This is a genomic window from Dyella mobilis, from assembly GCF_016904945.1.
GTDB classification, from domain to species: Bacteria; Pseudomonadota; Gammaproteobacteria; order Xanthomonadales; family Rhodanobacteraceae; genus Dyella_B; species Dyella_B mobilis.
This window is the reverse complement of record NZ_JADIKF010000036.1, coordinates 85,515-105,088: the sequence shown is the minus strand read 5'-3', so window position 1 is coordinate 105,088 and position 19,574 is coordinate 85,515. Positions and strand designations below refer to the sequence as shown.

General features: G+C 59.9%; 18 protein-coding genes and 1 pseudogene. 7 read left to right on the top strand and 12 right to left on the bottom strand.

Annotation, left to right across the window (positions count from 1 at the left end; all coding sequences use genetic code 11):
- Positions 1-24 precede the first annotated feature (24 nt).
- Entirely contained in the window at positions 25-678 is a 654-nt protein-coding gene (locus ISS99_RS05420; RefSeq protein ID WP_204630577.1) for a hydrolase, read from the bottom strand.
- Positions 679-1,048: 370 nt separating this feature from the next.
- Between ISS99_RS05420 and ISS99_RS05415 the strand changes: the two genes are divergently transcribed.
- The 3 genes and pseudogenes from ISS99_RS05415 to ISS99_RS23765 all read left to right on the top strand — a co-directional run bounded on the left by ISS99_RS05415 (position 1,049) and on the right by ISS99_RS23765 (position 3,108).
- Positions 1,049-1,981 carry a LysR family transcriptional regulator gene (locus tag ISS99_RS05415; RefSeq protein WP_204630576.1) on the top strand — a complete coding sequence of 311 codons (933 nt, stop codon included), beginning with the start codon at positions 1,049-1,051 and terminating at the stop codon, positions 1,979-1,981.
- A 102-nt stretch (positions 1,982-2,083) separates the two neighbouring features.
- Positions 2,084-2,835 (top strand): annotated as a pseudogene (locus ISS99_RS05410) (NAD(P)-dependent oxidoreductase); the annotation flags it as partial.
- Positions 2,836-2,871: 36 nt separating this feature from the next.
- Entirely contained in the window at positions 2,872-3,108 is a 237-nt protein-coding gene (locus ISS99_RS23765; RefSeq protein WP_284343842.1) for a LytTR family DNA-binding domain-containing protein, read from the top strand.
- Positions 3,109-3,334: 226 nt separating this feature from the next.
- Here ISS99_RS23765 and ISS99_RS05400 read toward each other — a convergent pair whose 3' ends face one another.
- The 7 genes from ISS99_RS05400 to ISS99_RS05370 form a co-directional block, all read right to left on the bottom strand.
- A complete protein-coding gene (locus ISS99_RS05400) occupies positions 3,335-4,204 on the bottom strand; it encodes a hypothetical protein (protein ID WP_204630574.1) in 870 nt (289 codons plus the stop codon).
- A 370-nt stretch (positions 4,205-4,574) separates the two neighbouring features.
- The gene (locus tag ISS99_RS05395) at positions 4,575-4,952 is read right to left on the bottom strand and encodes an energy transducer TonB (protein ID WP_204630573.1); all 378 of its coding nucleotides are present in this window, start codon (positions 4,950-4,952) and stop codon (positions 4,575-4,577) included.
- Positions 4,953-5,011: 59 nt separating this feature from the next.
- The gene (locus ISS99_RS05390; protein ID WP_204630572.1) at positions 5,012-5,311 is read right to left on the bottom strand and encodes a hypothetical protein; all 300 of its coding nucleotides are present in this window, start codon (positions 5,309-5,311) and stop codon (positions 5,012-5,014) included.
- Positions 5,312-6,109: 798 nt separating this feature from the next.
- Complete coding sequence (locus ISS99_RS05385; RefSeq protein WP_204630571.1) at positions 6,110-6,295, bottom strand: hypothetical protein; 186 nt, start codon at positions 6,293-6,295, stop codon at positions 6,110-6,112.
- A 296-nt stretch (positions 6,296-6,591) separates the two neighbouring features.
- Positions 6,592-7,407 carry an alpha/beta fold hydrolase gene (locus ISS99_RS05380; RefSeq protein ID WP_204630570.1) on the bottom strand — a complete coding sequence of 272 codons (816 nt, stop codon included), beginning with the start codon at positions 7,405-7,407 and terminating at the stop codon, positions 6,592-6,594.
- A 137-nt stretch (positions 7,408-7,544) separates the two neighbouring features.
- Positions 7,545-8,561 (bottom strand): zinc-dependent alcohol dehydrogenase family protein, encoded by a 1,017-nt coding sequence (locus ISS99_RS05375; RefSeq protein ID WP_204630569.1) that lies wholly within the window; start codon positions 8,559-8,561, stop codon positions 7,545-7,547.
- 52 nt (positions 8,562-8,613) lie between these two features.
- The gene (locus ISS99_RS05370) at positions 8,614-9,609 is read right to left on the bottom strand and encodes an aldo/keto reductase (protein WP_204630568.1); all 996 of its coding nucleotides are present in this window, start codon (positions 9,607-9,609) and stop codon (positions 8,614-8,616) included.
- 126 nt (positions 9,610-9,735) lie between these two features.
- Here ISS99_RS05370 and ISS99_RS05365 point away from each other — a divergent pair, with 126 nt between their 5' ends.
- A complete protein-coding gene (locus ISS99_RS05365; protein ID WP_204630567.1) occupies positions 9,736-10,638 on the top strand; it encodes a LysR family transcriptional regulator in 903 nt (300 codons plus the stop codon).
- Positions 10,639-10,649: 11 nt separating this feature from the next.
- Here ISS99_RS05365 and ISS99_RS05360 read toward each other — a convergent pair whose 3' ends face one another.
- Positions 10,650-11,636, bottom strand: a complete 987-nt coding sequence (locus tag ISS99_RS05360; RefSeq protein ID WP_204630566.1) for a phytanoyl-CoA dioxygenase family protein — start codon at positions 11,634-11,636, stop codon at positions 10,650-10,652.
- 565 nt (positions 11,637-12,201) lie between these two features.
- On the opposite strand from ISS99_RS05360, the gene ISS99_RS05355 reads away from it, so the two are divergent.
- The 3 genes from ISS99_RS05355 to ISS99_RS05345 are packed head-to-tail and all read left to right on the top strand — an operon-like array spanning position 12,202 to position 16,063.
- Positions 12,202-13,557, top strand: coding sequence for a hypothetical protein (locus ISS99_RS05355; protein WP_204630565.1), 1,356 nt, complete (start codon positions 12,202-12,204; stop codon positions 13,555-13,557).
- A gap of 18 nt (positions 13,558-13,575) precedes the next feature.
- Complete coding sequence (locus ISS99_RS05350; protein ID WP_204630564.1) at positions 13,576-14,073, top strand: hypothetical protein; 498 nt, start codon at positions 13,576-13,578, stop codon at positions 14,071-14,073.
- A gap of 10 nt (positions 14,074-14,083) precedes the next feature.
- Positions 14,084-16,063 (top strand): GMC family oxidoreductase, encoded by a 1,980-nt coding sequence (locus ISS99_RS05345; RefSeq protein WP_204630563.1) that lies wholly within the window; start codon positions 14,084-14,086, stop codon positions 16,061-16,063.
- A 62-nt stretch (positions 16,064-16,125) separates the two neighbouring features.
- Here ISS99_RS05345 and ISS99_RS05340 read toward each other — a convergent pair whose 3' ends face one another.
- The 3 genes from ISS99_RS05340 to ISS99_RS05330 form a co-directional block, all read right to left on the bottom strand.
- Positions 16,126-16,713, bottom strand: coding sequence for a hypothetical protein (locus ISS99_RS05340; RefSeq protein ID WP_239537700.1), 588 nt, complete (start codon positions 16,711-16,713; stop codon positions 16,126-16,128).
- Between the two features lie 341 nt (positions 16,714-17,054).
- Positions 17,055-17,882 carry a sulfotransferase family protein gene (locus tag ISS99_RS05335; protein WP_204630562.1) on the bottom strand — a complete coding sequence of 276 codons (828 nt, stop codon included), beginning with the start codon at positions 17,880-17,882 and terminating at the stop codon, positions 17,055-17,057.
- Position 17,883: 1 nt separating this feature from the next.
- Positions 17,884-19,560 (bottom strand): ShlB/FhaC/HecB family hemolysin secretion/activation protein, encoded by a 1,677-nt coding sequence (locus ISS99_RS05330; protein ID WP_204630561.1) that lies wholly within the window; start codon positions 19,558-19,560, stop codon positions 17,884-17,886.
- Positions 19,561-19,574: the final 14 nt, after the last annotated feature.

The window sequence follows — 19,574 nt, the reverse complement described above, 5'->3', positions numbered from 1 at the left end:
GGTCGTGTGACCTGCCTGCGCGAGTCAGTGCGCTTCAGAACCGCCAAACATGGTCTTGGCGTAAATCAGGCCCAGGCCATAGCCTCCGCCGTGAGCAATGGAGGTCGCCACCGTCTGGTTATAGGTCTCGCCGCGCGCCCAATCGCGCTGCAATTCCAGCAGGTATTGCAACGACGTCATGGGGCGCACGCCGGCCTGGATCATGCGCTCCATGGCGCGCTCATGTGCTTCATCGCTGACGTCGCCACAAGCGTCGGCAATCGCGTACACCTCGAATCCCTGATCGAGCGCCGAGAGCGTAGGACCCACGATGCACACACTGGTCCACAGGCCGGCGAAGACCAGGCGCCCCTTGCCTATCTTGTTGACGCGGTCGGCGATGCGCGGGTCTTCCCACGTATTCATCGAGGTGCGGTCGATGATCTCTTCATTGGGGAACACCGATTTGATCTCGTCGAAGATCGGCCCGGAGAACGTCTTGGACGCCACCGTGGTAAGGATGGTGGAGACGTTGAATTCCTTGGCCGCCTTGGCAACCAGGGCTGTATTGTTTCGCAACAGGACCGGATCGATCGACTTGGTCGCAAACGCCATCTGCGACTGGTGGTCAATCAGGATCAAGGTGTGATCGGCAGGCGAAAGCAGCAGCTTTCCGGGTTTGGCTTGGGCTTGAGGCATCGTCGTTTCTCGCTTGGAAGGGGAGAGAGGGACGCAGGTCGCGCCCACTGGACCGTCGCTGGGACGTTGGGAATGGTTCAAAGGCCGCTAAATTCGAAGCGCAAAAAGGGATAGGTTCCGCCGCGTACTCAGGCGATGCCTGGCTAGGCGTGTTTTCAGTGTCCGGGGCAATCCGCGGGATAGCCGGCCAATCTCCCAGCCGGCTCCACGCGTGGCGCTCATACGGGGCCGAGGGTCACGTTGCGCTGAGCGGATGGATCCCCATGGCATTGCCGCATCCCCGTATCCGTAATGGCGTGGCGGGGATCGTAGTGACGGAGAAACTATTAAGGAATAGAATAAATGGAATGCCATCTATTCTTATTTTTACATGACCGCACTGCCTGACTTTGAAGCCTGGGCCATTTTTGCGCGGGTCGTCGAAAGCGGCTCATTCGCCAAGGCCGCCGAAGTGCTAATTACTTCTCAGCCCACCGTATCCAAGGCGGTGGCGCGTTTGGAGCAGCGACTCGGCACGGCGCTGCTTTATCGCACCTCGCGTCGCTTATCGCTCACGCCGACCGGCCAGGCCGCTTATGAGTCGGCAATGCGCCTTCTGATTGAAGGCGAAACCATGGAAGCGGAAATGTCCGCTCAAGCTACAACGGCGCGCGGGCTCATTCGCATTACCGCACCCATGTCGTTCGGCCAGAAATATCTGGCTCCACTGCTTCCCGAATTTCTTGATCGCTATCCGGAGATCCAGGTCGACCTCTCCCTGGACGACCACGTCGTCGATTTATTGGCCGGCGGATTTGATCTTGCGATTCGCATCGCAGAGTTGCCCGATTCATCCTTGCGCTCGCGCATGCTTTGCACCGTGCGGCGTCCGCTGGTGGCTTCCCCGAGCTATTTCGATCGCCACGGCCGCCCTCAACACCCTCAAGAGTTGGTGCATCACGCGTGTCTCCTGTACACCAATCTTGCGTCGCCGAATCAATGGCTTTTCTATAACAGCCAAACAAAAGAGCAGTGCGCAGTGCCCGTTTGGGGCCCTATCAGGAGCAACAATGCCGATGTCATCGTCCCGGCACTCTTGTCTGGTCACGGTCTCGCACTGCAACCCGAATTCCTGGTATGGGACGCGCTGTGTTCGGGCGAACTGGAAGAAATTCTTCCCCAGTGGCACATCACGACGATCAATTTGAACCTGGTCACGCCCCTGGGTCGAACCAAACCCGCGCGCGTCACGATGTTGATGGATTACCTGACTGAAAAGCTTTCCGCAGCCCCGTGGTCCCACGTGCCTCGCGCAAGAGGCTAAAGGGCTGAATCGGTCGGCGACCGCCTGCTTTCTTCTAGCACTGCATGCATCAAAGAAAGGGACTGCCATCTGCGGCATCGTTGCCTGAAGGCGGCTATCGACATGCTTGGTCATCCAGCCAACGTTGCGATACTCGACGATTACCAGAATGTCGCCCTGAAGATGGCGGATTGGTCGCCGCCGGAGCACCGGGCAAAAATCACGGTCTTTAACGACCATCTGGCCGATCCTCGGCAACTGATTGAACGCCTCGAGCCATTCGACGTGTTGTGCGTCATGCGAGAGCGAACGCCGCTTACGCGCGAGGTCATCGAGCAACTTCCCCGCCTAAAGTTGATCGCCTCGACAGGGCCAGGCAACGATTCGATCGACGGAGATGCAGCGGCGGGACGCGGCATAGAAATCCTCCAAACCGGCTACTCTTCCACGCCAACCATCGAGCTTGCCTGGGCGCTGATTCTGGCGATCGCGCGCAATGTCGCCGTCGAGAATCAGTCATTGCGCAAGGGCGGCTGGCAGCGCAGCCTCGGAACACAGCTGTCCGGCAAAACACTGGGCCTGCTTGGCCTTGGGCACATCGGTTCGGCCGTCGGGGTAATCGGCCGCGCCTTCAGATGCACACCATCGCATGGAGCCAGAACCTTACCGTCGAGCGAGCGGAGTCGAAGGGCGTCACGCTGGTCGACAAAGATACGCTGTTTTCAACCTCCGATTTCCTTTCTGTCCACGTGCGGTTGAGCGAGCGGACGCGGCATCTGGTCGGAGCAGCCGAACTTGCCCAGATGAAGCCGGCGAGCCGCATCGTCAATACGTCGCGTGGCCCGATTATCGATACCTCCGCACTTGTCGCAGCCCTGGAAAATGGACGCATCGCAGGCGCCGCGATCGATGTGTACGATGTCGCCACCGCCACCGATAGCGCATACATCCGCACGCCACTGAAGGACCTGATACCCAAGCTCGATCCTGAAGTGTTTTGGAGGGTGCACCGTAACGCCATAGTCCGCGTGTCGGCGATCCGGCAGGTCAAACCGGACGGGGATGGCCGCCTGCTGGTCTGGCTGCACGGCATTACCGAACCGCTACGCGTGAGCGATGCGTTTCGTCATCGTTTCCGCGCCACGTGACGTGGCTTACGGGATAGAGATCGGAAATTGAGAAGCCGGGGCGCCTCAGCGGCTTAGTCGGCAAGCACTGCAGCCAGGTTTTCATGCCACCTCGTCTCGATACGACGCAAAAGCTTCCTCGAATTGCTTGGCCACTTCATCGAAATGCACCTCGCCGACATCAAACACCTAACGACGCAACGCGGGCGCGAGACCTGGCGACGCTACGTGCACCTGCGCTTGGAAATCAGGCGCTTTCCTCATCTTCTATCACCACAATGTCAGCACCAGCTACCGGCATCGGCCACGAATCAGGATTTAAGTCAAAGCTTATGACATGGGCCGTGCTTTTAAGGGCCAGCTGCTTCTCCAGACTTGCCTCGCACTCGGCAAGCTCTTTTCCTATTCTTTCGCCGTTTTTCCCTTTTATGCCCTTGCCCGCAAGAATTTCTAATTGATTGAGCTTTCTAATGAGCGCTACGTGTTGGAAATCGAGCGCCTTCACATCGAGCAGGCCACCTTTCTTCCGCGTGATATACCCAACGCCATTGAGTCCGCGAATGGTGACGCTCTTGTTGATCCGGTACTTCTGACAAAGAATGGAAAGCTCGTTACAAATTACCTCCAGCGTACTCACCTTGGCATATTTATCCTCGTGTATGCGACGACGGATATTGGCCAAATGGCCCTGATACATGGGTGATGATCCGGCACTCGCTTCATCACTGCCTATGTGCGCGCCTCTTTTCGTGGCAATCTCGCAGCACCAGAAACTGATCACGTTAACCTTGAGACGGATCATGCAATCCCATGAACATGCAATGACCTCAGGAACCGGAAAGCCGCCAAGTCTGCGGTCGTCGAAACGGGTGGGAGCGTTAGCATCGGTATTGAAGCGAGAATATCCGGCAAACATTACTTCGCTGAATGTCCCGCCTTGCTTTCGAACAAGCGCCGCCAGATCCCCCGACGACTTCGCATCCGCGCGAACGGGCGTGCCTCCTTCGAGTTTGACCTGCTCAGCGAAGCAATCCGCCATCTCCTTCATTTCGCCATCATCGTTTTGCAGCAGCCCGATGATGAGAACCTTTCTGATTGAACTCGCTGTAGCGGCCATACGCTCATCCTCCTGTTGAATTGCTGGTGACGTAAAGACACGCGTGCAATCGTCAACCTGCAATGGACCTAACCCACCTCTATCAAGGTTTCAATTCAGGGGAAAAACACCGGAAACGGCCAGCGAAACCGCTGCCGTATAAAATGGCGATGTTTTGGAAACCCCTTATCTATTGGGCCGTTGCTGCACGCCAACAGTTAGGCAAGTATCTGCCCTTGAGTAAGAACAGTCGAGGCTTGGATGGCGTCGAAATTAGTGAAATCCACGTGATGAAATGCAAGGCCGACAGCTAACTAATTGTGGCTACGCATTGAACTTGCCCGCATTCGGCAGCAACCAAGGACAGTAAGCATGCGCAGCCACCCTGGAACTACGGGTAGGGTGGCGCAGCGCCTACGACCCCTTCGAACATCAATGAATACACGGCATGGGTGCCTCCGGCCGCACTTTTGAATGTGTATTTACGCAGCGCATGCGCAGCGGCCACATTCATCAGCAGTTCGTTGGTACTTTCTTTGAGAACGATATTCGTCACTTTGCCGTATCTATCCAGCTGAAACTCCAATCTCACGCATTCCTGCCGGCCAGGACCTGACGCCATCTCGGGTGTTTCGACATTCAAGGGGGCGCGGTACTCGACAAGAGCGCGGGTCTTATCAATCAACGCACGATTTGCCTGCAGACCGCAGTCGTACGGAGGCGCCAGCGCTGACGCGAATAACGCGAATACCAAGAATGTCGTGGTCATGGTTGAATTATTACTTTAGCGGCGGCGCGATTGCCATGGCCGCGTTTATGCCCGGCAAGTTATTTCTCATCCCCATCATGGGGAATCCTGTTGCGCATTTTGCAGATCCGCGCATAGGCCGCCTCCGCACTGCTCTGTCCCATTTCCGTCAGCACGGAAGCGGCCCACAGGGCTTTGGCGAGATCGTCGGGATTGATGTCCACGTCCTGGCTCAATAGATCGGCAAGGCTTTGCGTGATGCCGCGTGCACCGTCGAGCAACAGGCTGGCGTCGTCCACGAGTTTCAAGGGATGGCCAACGGGGGCGCAGTAGTAGCTAGCATTGAGAGTAATCCAGGCTCCTTGGGCGCGCTTCTTCATGGGTAGCTCCTTGCGGTGATCGATGCATGCCTTGTCGGTTGCAGGAATGGATGGCTGTTTTTTGGCAACAGCAAGCCGGGCGCATCGGAGTGCGTCAAATGATTCATGGGTTTCTCCACGCGGTTAGATCACGCCGTACATTGCGTACGGCGTGAAGGGCTTGCAGGAAAAATCCTGCACGACTAATCGGAATGGGCTGACCGGGTTAGTCGGACGCCCTGACGGCCCGACATCGCATCAGCCTTACGGTGGTGAAGAAATACGTGAGGGGTGCTCGGGAGCGAGGACGCGCGTGGGCGCGTGACGTATCATCGGGCGTAGCCATGATTAACTCCTACATAAGTTAATGGTGGTTAGCGGGTCGTGTGGGCGCCAACCCATGCGATCCGCGTTCTTCACTGCTTGTCGGGCGATGCGGTTCTCATCTGCGGAGGCTCGCCCGACGTTTCCATTATCGGCTGCCCTGCCCTTTGGGCGCTGTCAGTAGAAGCTGATAAAGCGCTACGGTTTATCCCGCGCGACGTGCTCCCTCTCCCTTCGTTGAGCGCCGCGCGACATGCTCCCTCTCCCCTCCGGGGAGAGGGTTGGGGTGAGGGGTCGGGGCTTGCGAAGAGGTATTTACTTGCGTGGCGCGAGTAATTTTTGCTCTCGCACTAACGCAACGTCGCGCAAGAGTGCCCCCTCACCCCAGCCCTCTCCCCGGAGGGGAGAGGGAGTAAAGCTCGCATTGCCGCTATGTCACGGGACGTGCTCCCTCTCCCCATCGGGGAGAGGGAGTAATGTCACCACTCCAAGAGCTCAGCCGGGAAGGCATTCCCACCGGTAAATGCCATTCACCTTGACCAGCGTTGCCACCTCGCCGGGTGGGCACATGGGAATGAAGGGGGAAAACTCGTGCGATTGCACTTTCACGGCGTGCGAGTCGCTTGCATTCACGGACAGTGCCAAGCCAGCCACCACCAAACCGACAATAAGGCTCTTCATGACGTGGACTCCCTAAATAATGGGCGCTGCTCGATGAAAACCCGCCGATGATCAGAGGAGCGCCCGGGCTCCGACCACCTCAATGCATGGGGAGCCGCCGGCCGGTAAACGCCGTGGGGTGAAGCACGCAGAGCCCCCTTTTTCGCGCCAGACGGTTGAGGCAGCGGGATACGTGTGTTCCGGCTTGTTCGCCCGTCCGGCGGCTCTGCCGGCACATATACGACTTCCACATTCGATGAAATGTGAAGGACGCAACCCCTGCATTGGAACCTCCCGTTCCGGCTTTGGCTTTGGCTTCAAACCCCCACAAATTCACACAAATCGGCGTGCAGCTGTTCCGCATGCGTATACATGAGCCCGTGTGGCGCCCCTTCGTAGACTTTGAAGGTGCAGTGCGGAATCAAGGCGGCGGTAGGCGGCCCTGCCATCTCCATCGGGACGGATGCATCCCTGGTCCCGTGGATGAGCAGGGTCGGCACATCGATCCCGGGAAGTTCAGCGCGGAAGTCGGTGCCTGTCACGGCGCGGTTGCATTCGATCGCCACGGGCACCGAGGTTTCCAGCAGCAGCTTTGCGCCCCAATCCATCATTTGTTTGGAGGTTTCGGGCGTGAAAAAAGGTGGGGTATTGTCGACCACCCAGCGGGGAAAGTCGTTCCGCCAGGTAGCCCGTACCATCTCGAAAATTTCTGCCGGAACGCCCAGCGGGTTGTCGGCCGTCTTGGTCAAATACGGCAATACCGGTGCAATGAGCGCGATCCGCTTGACCCGGCTGCTGCCATGGCGCGTGAGATAGCGAATGATTTCCGAGCCGCCCATGGAGTGGCCGACCAGGGTCAGTTCGCGTAGATCCAGGGCGTTGATGACATCCGCCAGGTCGTCGGCCAGCGTGTCGTAATCGTATCCGGCCGCAGGGCAATCGGATCGGCCGTGCCCCCTTCGGTCGAAGGCGATGCAGCGCATCCGGTCACCGAGCGCGGCGAACTGGTAGTCCCACATCCTGCTTTGAAGCGCCCAGGAGTGCACGAAAAGCACCGGCGCCCCCTGCCCCCATTCCCGCCAAAACAAGGAAACGCCGTCACGTGTCTCGATCTGCGAACTCAGCCTGCTCATGCCCGCTCCTTACCGTGGTTTTTGAGTAATCGGCGAGCAGGCTAGCAAGTCGCACTGACAGCTTCTGTCAGCAGAGCTTGGGGCAGTTCGATCGATGACGCGTCCTTATAAACACCAGAGACAAGATCAACGCCCGCTTACGTGCGCAGCAGCACCTTGATCGCCTCACGCTGATCCATGGCCCGATAGCCGCGCGCCACATCGGCCAAGGGAAGTTCCAGATCAAAGACCCGGCCGGGCTGGATTTTGCGCGTGAGCACAAGATCCATCAGGTGCGGCAGGAAACGACGCACCGGAGCTGGGCCGCCGAGCATGCCCTTTTGGGCGAAGAACAGCTGCTGGCCATCCAGTTCCACGCCATGAGGCACGCCGACATAGCCGATCATTGAGCCTGGGCGCGCGCATTCCAATGCCTGCATCATGGATTCCCTGGTTCCAACGCATTCCAGAACCGCATCGGCGCCCACATTGCGCGTCATCTTCCTGAGCTGGGCGATACCTTCGCTTCCGCGCTCGGCAATGATGTCCGTCGCGCCAAATTCCAGCGCCAGTTCCTGGCGCGTTTTGTGGCGGCTCATGGCGATGATCCTGGTGGCGCCCATCTGCTTGGCCGCGAGCACACCCATCAGTCCCACGGCGCCATCGCCAACTACCAAGGCAGTAGAGCCCGGCTTTACACGGGCCGCATCTGCGGCGTACCAGCCTGTGCCAAGCACGTCCGACACGGCCAAAAGGCTGGGGATCAGGTCATCCGGCGGAACCTCGTCGGTCGCCACCAAGGTGCCGTCCGCCAGTGGGACGCGCGCCAAGGGTGCCTGCGCACCGGTCATGAATTCGCGTTGCTCGCATGAAGATTGAAAGCCGCACTGGCAGTGCGGACAGGTGTTGTCGGAAATGCAGAATGAGCCCACCACAAACTGGCCGGGCTTGACGGATTTCACGTCGCTGCCCACGTCCACCACGATGCCGCAGTATTCGTGCCCCATCGCCAAGGGCTCGGTGATCGGATTCGATCCGCGGTAGGGCCATAGATCGGAGCCGCAAATACAACTTGCGGACAGCCGGATGATGGCGTCGGTCGGTTTGAGAATGGTCGGCTCGGGGCGCTCTTCGACACGGACATCGCCTGCGCCGTACATCATGGTTGCCAGCATGGATAGGTCTCCGATTGATCGCGATGGATGAGGATGAAGTGCGGCTTGATCGTCAGCGGCCCGTGGTGGCCATCAGATGCGGTGGATAACGCTCACCTTCGATCCGGATGGCCGCCGCGGCCTTTTCAATATTGGCCAGATCATCCGCCGTCAGTTCGACGGCGGCAGCGCCCAGGTTCTCTTCGAGGCGATGGAGCTTGGTGGTGCCCGGAATCGGCACGATCCAGGGCTCGCGGGCAAGCAGCCATGCCAACGCGATTTGCGCGGGCGTCGCGTGTTTGGCGGTGGCGATCTCCTTCAGAAGATCGACCAGCGCCTGGTTGGAGGCCATGGCCTCGGGTGAGAAGCGCGGGAGATTCTTGCGGAAGTCGTTGTTGCCGAGCTGGGTGTCTTTGCTCATGGCACCGGTGAGAAAGCCCTTGCCGAGCGGACTGTAGGCAACCAGCCCAATGTCGAGCTCCTTGCACGCTTCTAGGATGCCGTTGCTCTCGGGGCCGCGCGTCCATAGCGAATACTCGTTCTGCAAGGCAGCAACCGGCTGCACCGCGTGGGCGCGGCGCACGGTCTGCGCGCCAGGTTCGGACAAGCCGAAATGGCGAACCTTGCCCTCGGCGATCAGGTCTTTGACCGCCCCTGCAACATCCTCGATCGGCACATTGGGATCGACACGATGCTGGTAAAGCAGATCGATAGTGTCGATGCCCAAACGCTTGAGCGAACCCTCGGCTGCGGCGCGAATGTGCTCCGGGCGACTGTTGAGACCTTTGTTCTGCCCAGTTGCGGGATCGATATCGAAACCGAATTTGGTGGCGATCACCACCTGGTTGCGCATCGGTGCCAAGGCCTTGCCGACCAGCGATTCGTTGGTAAACGGGCCGTAGACCTCCGCGGTATCGAAGAAGGTCACGCCGCGGTCGAAAGCATCACGAATCAGGCGAACGGAATCGTCATCCGCCAGGGCATGCCCGTAGCTGAAATTCAGCCCCATACAGCCGAAGCCGATGGCCGAGACTTCCAGGGCGCTCTTTCCAAGCAGGCGTTTTTGCACGTGTCACCTCGATGAATTCAGAAATAGGCAGTCGGAAAGCAGTCTGCCCCCGGCCCGCTTATCTGATAACCCGGGCAATATCGAATGGACTTATGATTCCAGTCGATCAATCGAGGTGACGCAGTCATGGGCGGCGAGAACTACAACGACTTGCAGGCCTTTCTCATTGTTGCGCGCGAAGGCAGCTTCACTCGCGCGGCCGCTCAGCTTGGCCTGTCGCAATCGGCGCTGAGCCACAAAATTCAAGGCTTGGAAGAGCGACTGGGCCTGCGCCTGCTCACCCGCACCACACGCAGCGTGTCGCCCACCGAAGCCGGCGAGCGGCTGCAGCAGGTGCTGGCGCCCAATTTCGAGAACATAGACGCGGCACTCTCAGGGCTCAGCGAGCTGCGCGACAAACCGAGCGGAACCATCCGCATCACCAGTAGCGAGCACGCCGCCGCTTCCATCCTGTGGCCGGTGCTGGAGACCTTCCTGCCGCAATACCCCGACATCCACGTGGAAGTGATCAGCGACTCCTCGCTCACCGATATCGTGGCCGAACGCTTCGACGCAGGCATTCGCCTGGGAGAGCGGATTGCACAAGACATGATCGCAGTGCCGATCGGCCCGCCCACGCGGCTGGTGGTGGTGGGCAAGCCTGCCTACCTGGATGCCAGACCGCCGATCGCCACGCCGCGCGACCTCACCGGACACGACTGCATCAACCTGCGCTTCCTGACGCACGGTGGCTTGTATGCGTGGGAGTTCGAAAAAGGGAGCAATGCGCTCAACGTGCGCGTGGAGGGTCGCCTGACCTTCAACAGCCTCGAACGTATCCTCACCGCCACGCTCGCCGGCTTCGGCCTTGCCTATCTGCCCGAAGACATGGTTCGCCCGCTCATCGAAGCCGGTCGCCTGCGCCAGGTGCTGGATGATTGGTGCCCGCTGTTTTCAGGCTATCACCTGTACTACCCAAGTAGGCGTCAGCCATCGCCTGCGTTTGCGCTACTGGTCGATGCACTTAGATATCGCTCGCCCAAGCCGTAGACGGCCGTTGTTCAAGACGTCCATTCCTCGGTATAGGCAAAGCGTGTCGGCCGCAGCGACATGTATTGCACGACGCGTGGCCGTTGCGCGCGGTTCGGGCTGCTGCCGTGCGGCAACAGGTGATGCCAGATAATCATGTCGCCGCGCCTTGCGGCGATCGGCTTCATCGTGAGCGTGTTTCGTGCGTGGTCGTGCACATTCACGCCCTCGGGAACGCCTTTCAGCCACTGCTTGAGTTCGCGATGAAAGCCCGGCACGCAGCTGAATGCCCCTTGGTCCTCGGCAACGTCGGCGAGATACACGATACCCTGCATTTCCAGGCAATGCGGCTCGGCGAGCGTGGCGTCCCAGTGCAGATGAGGTCCGGGGAACGGCCATTTTTCCCGCTGCGGTGGATTGAGTCCGCCCTGGTCGATGGTTACCCAAAGATCTTCGCGCCCCCACAGCTGCGCATGAGCTTTGTGAATACGTGGCGCGTTGCGATTGGCCACCAATGCCGGATGCCGCAGCAGCGGCACCCAGATGGAATGGCCCAGCGTCTGGCGATACCAGGATTCGGGATCGTGGCGGTCCATCTGCAAGAAATCGTAGATGGCCAGCTCCGCCGTTTCCGCCGCTTCAGCGCTGATCGCATTGCGCAGGATGACGTAGCCGTGTTCGTGCCAATGCAGCAGGTCGTCCGCGCTCAGGCCTTCGACGTGGTCGAGATCGCCAACTTCCGCGCCGACAGTCTCACCCGCCAGTGCTCGCCGCAGGCGATCCAGCGAGGCTTCTTGCAGTCCGCCGTTATTGCGCTCGCATACCCAGGCTTCGAATTGCACATAGCTTGGTCGCTCCTGATGCAAGTAGCGCAGGGTCTCCAGCACGTTGAGGCGCAAGCCGGCCAGCAGCGTCTTCACGACATCCTGCGGTAGCGGTGTGACGGATCCCGGTGCGCATTGGTCGGCCCAGTAAGTGTGCAACTCCTCGATACCAAGACTCGCCGTTGTCGCGACCATCGTGCACCCCTGTGCTTGTTTTCCCGCTTCGGTCATCTTTGCGATGCCGGACGCCATCATGAGGCGTTTCGCATCGGTAAGGAAGCAGCGACTCGGAGCGCATTCGCCCACATCAGCGACGGCTGTTGTCGATGCACGCCCTGCACCAGAAGCGAAAACCTGCCTACCCCCGAAATCGGGGGCGTTGCTCGGGCGGAGCTGTTGATAGGATTGATCGACGGCAGTGACGCGGCCAAGGTCCGGCGACTAGCAACGCGGTATACCAGTCCAAATGGACTGGTCGTTTGGACCTGAGAATCGACCCATTTTTCACCGCGCGTTGACGGCATCGGTTTTTTACTTGCTCGTAGCTGTTGTTAAAACACAGCCGGAACGGGGGGAACGTTCTGCTTGAATGGCACCACCGGGTGACGACGTCACCTGGTCGAGTGAGCTCGCCTTTTTTTCGGCGCCCACGCAATTGCCGCACACCCCTCGATGACTGGCTGCCACTCCACGTGTGCGCCTTGCGGCGCCGGGCACGTCACGTGGTTTTGCCACCTTCCCAAAGACAAGGACGATAGCGATGAAAGCCAAACACCGCGTCTTTCTCTCTCCGCGCAAAGGCACCGCCTGGTGGCTTACGTGCGGATTTCTCGCCGTACTTACGGCACAGGCGATTGCAGCGACCGATACCGGCAACGCACCGCCACCGGCTCCGGCGCTGTCGTGGAACATACCCACGAACATAACGGTGACCACTCCGCCAAGCCCGCCCACGCTTGACTCGTTGCAGCACGATTTCGACGTGTTTTCCTGGCAAACCTTCGTCGCATTGAATTGGCCGGCCAATGCCGACGGCTCGCCCAATACCAACATGACGATCGGCCAGGACACCAACGAACCTGTGGTGTGGGAAAGCTATCGCGAGAGCCGTACGATTTTCCTGCCCGGCGGCGACAAGCCCGCCGACTGGGGACAGAACAGTCCGCTTCCGCCGCAGTGCGACAAGATCGACGCCAAGCACCTCCCACCCGGCACGCTGCGCCTGACCCAGGTGGGCAAGACGCCCAACGTGCTCGATGAGAGCGGCGAACCGTTCAAGACCGGTCCGCTGATCGACCAGAACGGCAAGTACGCACGCTTTTCGATTCTCACTAACCAGGCGATGTTCAACTACATCGTCAACAACCAGCTGTATTCCAAGAAAGGGCAGCAGGATTTCAACGCGGATGCGGATTTCCCACCGACCAAGGAAGACTCCCAAGAGCAGGCCATCATGATCAAGACCTCGTGGGTGGAGATGGGCGGCAAGTACGATCCGTCCAAATTCTTCACCACCTGGGCGCTGGTCTACGACAATCCGGCGGAAGAGCCGGGCGTCAAACCTTCCTGCACGCTGAAACAGGTCGGCCTGGTGGGCTTTCACATCGGACACAAGACGATAAGCGATCCGCAATGGATCTGGTCCACCTTCGAACACGTGGACAACGTGCCTACGGTCAACCAGCCCATCAGCAAGGCGGAATACAACTTCTTCAACCCTGCATGCAAAGACTGCCAGGTGAACGAGCCGCCGCCGCGCCCGTGGAACCCCGGCAACGAATACACGCAACCGACACAGGTGGAGCGGGTGATTGCCATCACCGACGATGCCAATCAGCTCAACGCGGAATACCACCAGGCATTGAATGCGGCCGTACCCGGTTCGGTCTGGCAGAACTATGAGCTGGTCAGCACGCAGTGGCCCACCAACGCGAAAAGCAAGACTGACCCGACCGGCGTGCCGGCGCCTTCGTTCCTCGCCAATACCACGCTGGAAACCTATATCCAGGGGCACGTCAAACAGACGTCCAGCAGCTGCATTGCCTGCCACAACAATGCGACCCAAACGAACGGGAAATTCTCCGACTTCACCTATCTGCTGCAGCGCGCGCAGTAACTCATCAAGGAGAACATCATGAGCAGCGACATGCAAAACTTCATCGGGTTGAGTGCCGTACTCACCGGATTCAACCAAGAGATTCTTGCACCCGAGCTCGACCCGGTCGATATAAAGTCGGAGTATCTACCGCTCTTCGAAAGTAAGATCGCCCAGGAGAGCGGCGATCCGCAGCTGGTGCAACAAATCTTGCTGAAATACGCGAGCCTCGCGGCCGGCGGCGGCACGGAGCAAGAGATCGGCACCGCCATGCTCGATCCCTCGAACGGCGCGAACTGGGTCTTGGCCTGCCGCAAGCTGATCTACACGTGGTACGCCGGCGCGTGGCCCACCCTGATACCGCCCGGACCGTCAAAGCCCGCCAGCACGGTCGGCGACGTGATCTCCGCCGAAAGCTACACCGCAGGCCTGGTATGGCAGGTGATGCAGTCGCACCCGATGGGCGATTCCAACTACCGCTACGGTTATTGGGCAACGAAACCGGCATCGCTTAGCGACTACACGGGCAATCCATAGGAGATCAGGGATGACCACCAAAACTTATGATGTCGTCATCGTCGGCTCGGGCATCTCAGGCTCGATCGTGGCCTACGAACTCGGCCGGCAGGGCAAGAAGGTGCTGATTCTCGAGGCCGGGCAAGCCGTGCCGGTCGATCGCAGCGGCTATATGCAAACCTTCTACAAGGCCAATGCAAAGACGCCCGAATCGCCGTATCCGCCGACCACGCAGAACCCCAACGCTTCCACGCCCACCAATCCGCTTGGCCTGCCCGACCCGGCCAAAGAAAACGTGCCGCGCTACACCGTGTTGCAGATCAACGCGTGGCGCAAACCCGACCAGTGCTATTTCACTTATCCGCCTCAAGCGCTCGGCCTGAAAGGCGACAGCCCCGATGCGCTGTTCGCTTTCGCCAGCTCCTACGAGCGCATCGGCGGCGGCACCACCTGGCATTGGCTGGGCACCAGCCTGCGGCACTTCACGCACGACTTCGTGCTCAAGACCATGTACGACCAGGGCGTTGACTGGCCCGGCGGCGACACGTTCTATCAGGCACTGGTGCCTTACTATGAGAAAGCCACGCGGGAAATCGGCGTAGCCGGCGATGCGCAGGCATGGAGCAAAATCTACACGCAGTTCGGCATGACCTCCGGCGGACCGAATTACGCCTACCCGATGCCGGCCATCGTGGAATCGCTGGTCGACAAGGCATTCGATGTCAGCCCGGTCACGTCGTTGACCGTGGACGGCATCCCTCTCTACTCCACGTCCACGCCGCAAGGCCGCAATTCGTTGCCGGGCGACCGGCGGCAGTGCGCGGGCAACACCAACTGCATTCCGATCTGCCCGATCCAGGCCAAATACGATGCCACCGTAACGCTGGCCAATGCCTTGCAGACCGGCAACGTAGACATCGTGTATTGCTGTGTTGCCAGCAACGTCCGGCTGGATCCGACCAGTGACGCCGTGACCGGCATCGACTACATCACCTATGCCGATCACCTCGGCCCCGCCACCGGAACGGGCACCGCGGTCGGCAGCATTTACGTGCTCGCCGCACACGCGATAGAAACGCCCAAACTCTTGCTGATGTCCAACAAGAACGCGAAGTTCCCCAAGGGCGTCGCCAATTCCAGCGGCCAGGTGGGACGCAACCTGATGGACCACGTGATGTACCTGGCGTGGGGCCTGGCCAAGGATCCGGTTTACGCGTTCCGCGGCCCGCTTTCGTCGTCCGGCTTCGAGTCGGTGCGCGACGGCGCGTTTCGCAGCAAGCGCGCCGCCTATCGCATCGAAATCGGCAACGAAGGTTGGCAGTGGGCAGTGGGCGACCCCACGACCACACTGGCGGATTTCGTATTCGGCCAGAATGGGAGTCAGCTCAACGGCGACTCCGTGAATGAACAAGGCCAGGCGTTGCGCTTCAACCCGGCGTTGCCGCCCAACAGCACGCTGTTCGGCAAGCAACTGGTCGACACGCTCAATGCCATCTACGTTCGCCAGATACGCCTTGGCTATCTGATCGAGCAATTGCCCGATCCGAAAAATCGCGTGGAGCTCTCGGAAACGGAGACCGACCACCTCGGCCTGCCGCGCCCGCTGGTGACCTATCGCCTTAGCAGCGATTACGAACGCAACGCCTTCGTGTCGGCCAAAGAAGTGTCCACCGAGATATTCAAAGCGATGGGTGCGACCGAATACACCAAGGCGCCTCCGCCTCCGGTGCTCTACGGTACCGCGGACGAGGTCACCGCCACCAACTTCCAGTACCAGGGGACCAACTTCAAGTTCTACGGTGCGGGGCACATCGTGGGCACGTATTGCATGGGCACGGAAAAATCCAACTCCGTGCTCAACAGCCGCCAGCAATCGTGGGATCACGGCAATCTGTACATGGTAGGCAGCGGCGTATTTCCCACCATCGCCACCGGCAATCCAACCTTGACCATCGCCGCCCTCGCCTTCCAGGCGGCCGACAATATCCTGAAGGATCTGGGCGGCTATTGATCCGCCACTTTGAAGGATGAGCGCTCACGCCCCGGCCAACAGCCGGGGCGTTTTTTGCATCGTTACTTTTGATCGGAGCCAAGCTTGGCGCTCAATCCACCATTGAACGGCGACGGATTGCTGGTAACCAGGCAGTTGAAATTTCCGCCTTCGTTGAGAACCAGTATCGACGATTGCTTATTTTTGAAATCCGTTCCCATGGAATACAGAACGTAGGTGTTAGGCATTGCAGTCGGACGGAACGCGCCAAAAGCGTACTGCCGATCAATGCCCAGCGGCGACAGCTTGATGGTAAGCATGACCGGCTTAGTCGCTTGCGGCGAGGGCAACATCGACGAGGCGCTCATGATCAGCGTTTGCGGGTCGACGGAATACTTGGTGGTGACGGTAATGCCGAGATAGCGGGAGTTGGGCGACGATACTTGCTTGCGGCAGGCAGCGACATCTTCCGGCTTCTGGTCCTGCTGGCCAGTCTGCAACGTTGCAAATACGTGCTTCAGCTGAAGACTGGCCTGACCCTCAACGGGCGCTGCCAGAGCCGCCTCACCGAAGCCGCCGGCGATCAAAGCAAACGCACCGCATGCAAGCAAGCAACCCAAACGATCGAATTTAACGCGCATATTGGCTCTCTCCTGATGGAAGGTATACAAGTAATGCCCTTCGCTTCAACAACAGTATTGAAGTCGAAGGACGTGAAGGCATTGAAACTAGTGCGCAAGACATCGTGGCGATCAGGCCTTTAACCCGAGCACCCGTAACGAACACAACAGAACACGCCAGCGCGAAGCCAGAGAGGCAAGCCAACCAATAGAAACGCCAAAAGAACGTCGAAAAGTTCGACGGTCAATTACGAACAAAGCAAGTGGACCAATCCTGGCCGACTAAATGAATCCCTGAATTCCCCGTTAGCCTTTTGAAACTATCACGCACCCGCGTGGAAATAGCGTGAATAATCCGCCTTGGAAAACCAAATAATTCCCGACGCGTGCTTTTACGATTTTTCGCCGTAGTAAAGCCGATAAAACCATGCCCACACCGACTCGATCTGCTTCTGTATGCGTGGCGGCACGGCATGCTCCACAGGAGGTGCGATACACGTGGACTGCCGATGCGGATACTTCATCCGATAGTGGCTGTCGCTTTCGTGCGCGCCAGCGGTGAGCCGCTCCGGATCGATCTCGAACGGCGACAGCCCCAACCACGTGTACAGGTGCGACATGCACTTCACCGGCTGCGCAACGAGGTCTTCGAAGCGCACGAAGTACAACCGCTGCTTCACCGCCTCGGGCAAATCCAGCACCGCCTGCAGCCCGATGAGCGGCGAGCCGATCACCCGGTCTTTGGCGAACAGCGCGTCGGCGCGGCCGAAGCGGTCGAAATCCGCCAGATGGTCGATGAAGTCCACCAGGATCGTGCGCTGGTGCTGCGCTTCGATCGACCCGTAGATCTGCCCCAATTCGCGCAGGCAAACGATCAACCTGGCTTCCGGCTCGATGTGCAGAAGCAGCTCTACCGCATGCAGCCAGGCACGATTCTTGTCGATCACCACGCGGTGCGTGCCGCTGTCGTGATACCAGCCGTGCAGAAACCCCTTCATGGCCGACGCCAGGTGCGCGTAGCTGGTCTCGAACGATGAGTCCAACTGCGACAGGAAGAACTGATCGTCGCTGATCATGCGCCGGATACCGAGCAAGGTATTGCACAGCGGCGAGCTATGTCCTTCGCACAGAATCTCGGGATGTTGCGCAAGCAGCTGGCACAGCAATGTCGAGCCCGCACGCGGCAAGCCGGTGACGCCGACGAAGGTGGGCACGGACACCTCAGAATCCCTTGCTGAGCTGGACCCATGCCCGCGTGGACGGGCGCTTGCCCGCCAGTTCTGGCGTATTGCCTACCGGTTGACCTACTTGCACTTGCGCCACCCATTGATCAGGACCGGCCCAGTTTAGCCCAAGGCCAACACTGCTCAGTGTGGCATGGTTGCCGCCGATGTTGCCGGCCCACGGCTGCGGATTGATCCAAAGTCCGCCCTGGTCGACAAACACGCTGCCCTGCCAGGCACCACCGGGCAGGCGCAGGTCGTGGCGCAGCTCCACCGTGGCCAGATAACCCGAGGCGCCGGCCAGCGTACTCACTTCGTAGCCGCGCACGCTCTGCATGCCGCCGAGCAGGAACTGCTCCGAAGAATCCAGATTGCGATGGCTGTACTGACCACTGATCGCTGCGTAGAGCCGCGTCGTGGCGGTGAGCGTCTGCAGGCGGCTTATGATGCCGTCCCAGTGCAACTCGTGTCCTTGCGTGTCGGCGGTCACCGCATCGCTGGCTTTCGCTATCGGGTTGTCGAAAGTCAGTTGCCCGCGGGTCAGCGACAGTTGCGCCTGCGTCACACCACCTCCGCCCCAGTTGTCGCGATGGTCGAAGGTGCTGCTGGCCGTCCAGTCCCAGGTGTGGCGATCGTCGTGCACACCGGTGCTGCCGGTGTCGTCCGCCAGATGATGATTGTCCACTTCCAGCCGCACGCTGAGGTTTGTGTTGGGGCTGCGTATGATCGGTTGCCCCACCCATGCGCTGGCCTCGGTGGCATGTCCGCGTGCATCCAGGCGCGACAGGCCATCGCCCAACTGATAAGACAGCGCCGAGTACGCCAGCCCAAACCGCGTGCCTGCGCCGTTGAGCGCAAAGTCATAAGCCAGGTGGCCGTAATGCATGTGCCCGTCGGAAGCCAGCAGACCCGCGCTGAGCTCATCGCCCATGCCGGTCAGGTTGTTCACCGTCACGTTGCCGCCTAAACGGATGCGCCCGGTATACCTATCGCCGGCATCGTCCAGCGTCAGGTTGCCACTCACCGCCGGCAACGGCTGGGCATCGACGCTGAGGTCGGTGGTTCCCGGCTCGCGGCCAGGACTCACCAGCGCGTGGCCCTGCACGCCCGGCAGGTCGTTCAACATCAGCAGCTGGCGATCCAGGGAGTCCTGCGTGACCAGCTGGCCGCTCTGCAGCGGGCTGAGCGTGGCGGTGAGCAAGCTCGTCTGCACGCGGCTGTGATTGGTTACCTGTATCTGGTCGTAGCGCGCTTCGACAACCCGCAGCTGCACCACGCCGTCATTCAACGCCTGCGCTGGCACGACGGCGCGCGACAAAGGATAACCGTGGGCGCGGTAGTAGTCGGTAATACGCTGCGCCAAGGCATTGAGCGTGGCGAGCGTCTGCGTGCGGCCTTCGCCGTCGGCGACCAGTGCGTGCAGCGTTTGGGCATCGAAAGTCGTGTTGCCGCTGATGACGATCTGCCTGACCTCGAACGGCGTGTTGTCGGTGGCGTGGGACGTCGGCGGCGCCTGGATCTGTATCTTCGGCTCCCGGTTGGGCAGCTGCTGCTGCTGCGGTTGCGCCTGCTGCAGCAGCTGGCCGGCACCGGGCGGTGTCTGCTGCGCGAACACAGGGGCGGCCAACAAGGCCATGGCGAGGGGCGACAAGCGCAGCACGTTGGATCGGGTCACAGGCAGGCATCCGA

Coding starts and splice junctions, on each gene's coding strand:
- ISS99_RS05420 (WP_204630577.1), bottom strand. CDS start 678: ATGCCTCAAGCCCAAGCCAAACCCGGAAAGCTGCTGCTTTCGCCTGCC.
- ISS99_RS05415 (WP_204630576.1), top strand. CDS start 1,049: ATGACCGCACTGCCTGACTTTGAAGCCTGGGCCATTTTTGCGCGGGTC.
- ISS99_RS05400 (WP_204630574.1), bottom strand. CDS start 4,204: ATGGCCGCTACAGCGAGTTCAATCAGAAAGGTTCTCATCATCGGGCTG.
- ISS99_RS05395 (WP_204630573.1), bottom strand. CDS start 4,952: ATGACCACGACATTCTTGGTATTCGCGTTATTCGCGTCAGCGCTGGCG.
- ISS99_RS05390 (WP_204630572.1), bottom strand. CDS start 5,311: ATGAAGAAGCGCGCCCAAGGAGCCTGGATTACTCTCAATGCTAGCTAC.
- ISS99_RS05385 (WP_204630571.1), bottom strand. CDS start 6,295: ATGAAGAGCCTTATTGTCGGTTTGGTGGTGGCTGGCTTGGCACTGTCC.
- ISS99_RS05380 (WP_204630570.1), bottom strand. CDS start 7,407: ATGAGCAGGCTGAGTTCGCAGATCGAGACACGTGACGGCGTTTCCTTG.
- ISS99_RS05375 (WP_204630569.1), bottom strand. CDS start 8,561: ATGCTGGCAACCATGATGTACGGCGCAGGCGATGTCCGTGTCGAAGAG.
- ISS99_RS05365 (WP_204630567.1), top strand. CDS start 9,736: ATGGGCGGCGAGAACTACAACGACTTGCAGGCCTTTCTCATTGTTGCG.
- ISS99_RS05360 (WP_204630566.1), bottom strand. CDS start 11,636: ATGGTCGCGACAACGGCGAGTCTTGGTATCGAGGAGTTGCACACTTAC.
- ISS99_RS05355 (WP_204630565.1), top strand. CDS start 12,202: ATGAAAGCCAAACACCGCGTCTTTCTCTCTCCGCGCAAAGGCACCGCC.
- ISS99_RS05350 (WP_204630564.1), top strand. CDS start 13,576: ATGAGCAGCGACATGCAAAACTTCATCGGGTTGAGTGCCGTACTCACC.
- ISS99_RS05345 (WP_204630563.1), top strand. CDS start 14,084: ATGACCACCAAAACTTATGATGTCGTCATCGTCGGCTCGGGCATCTCA.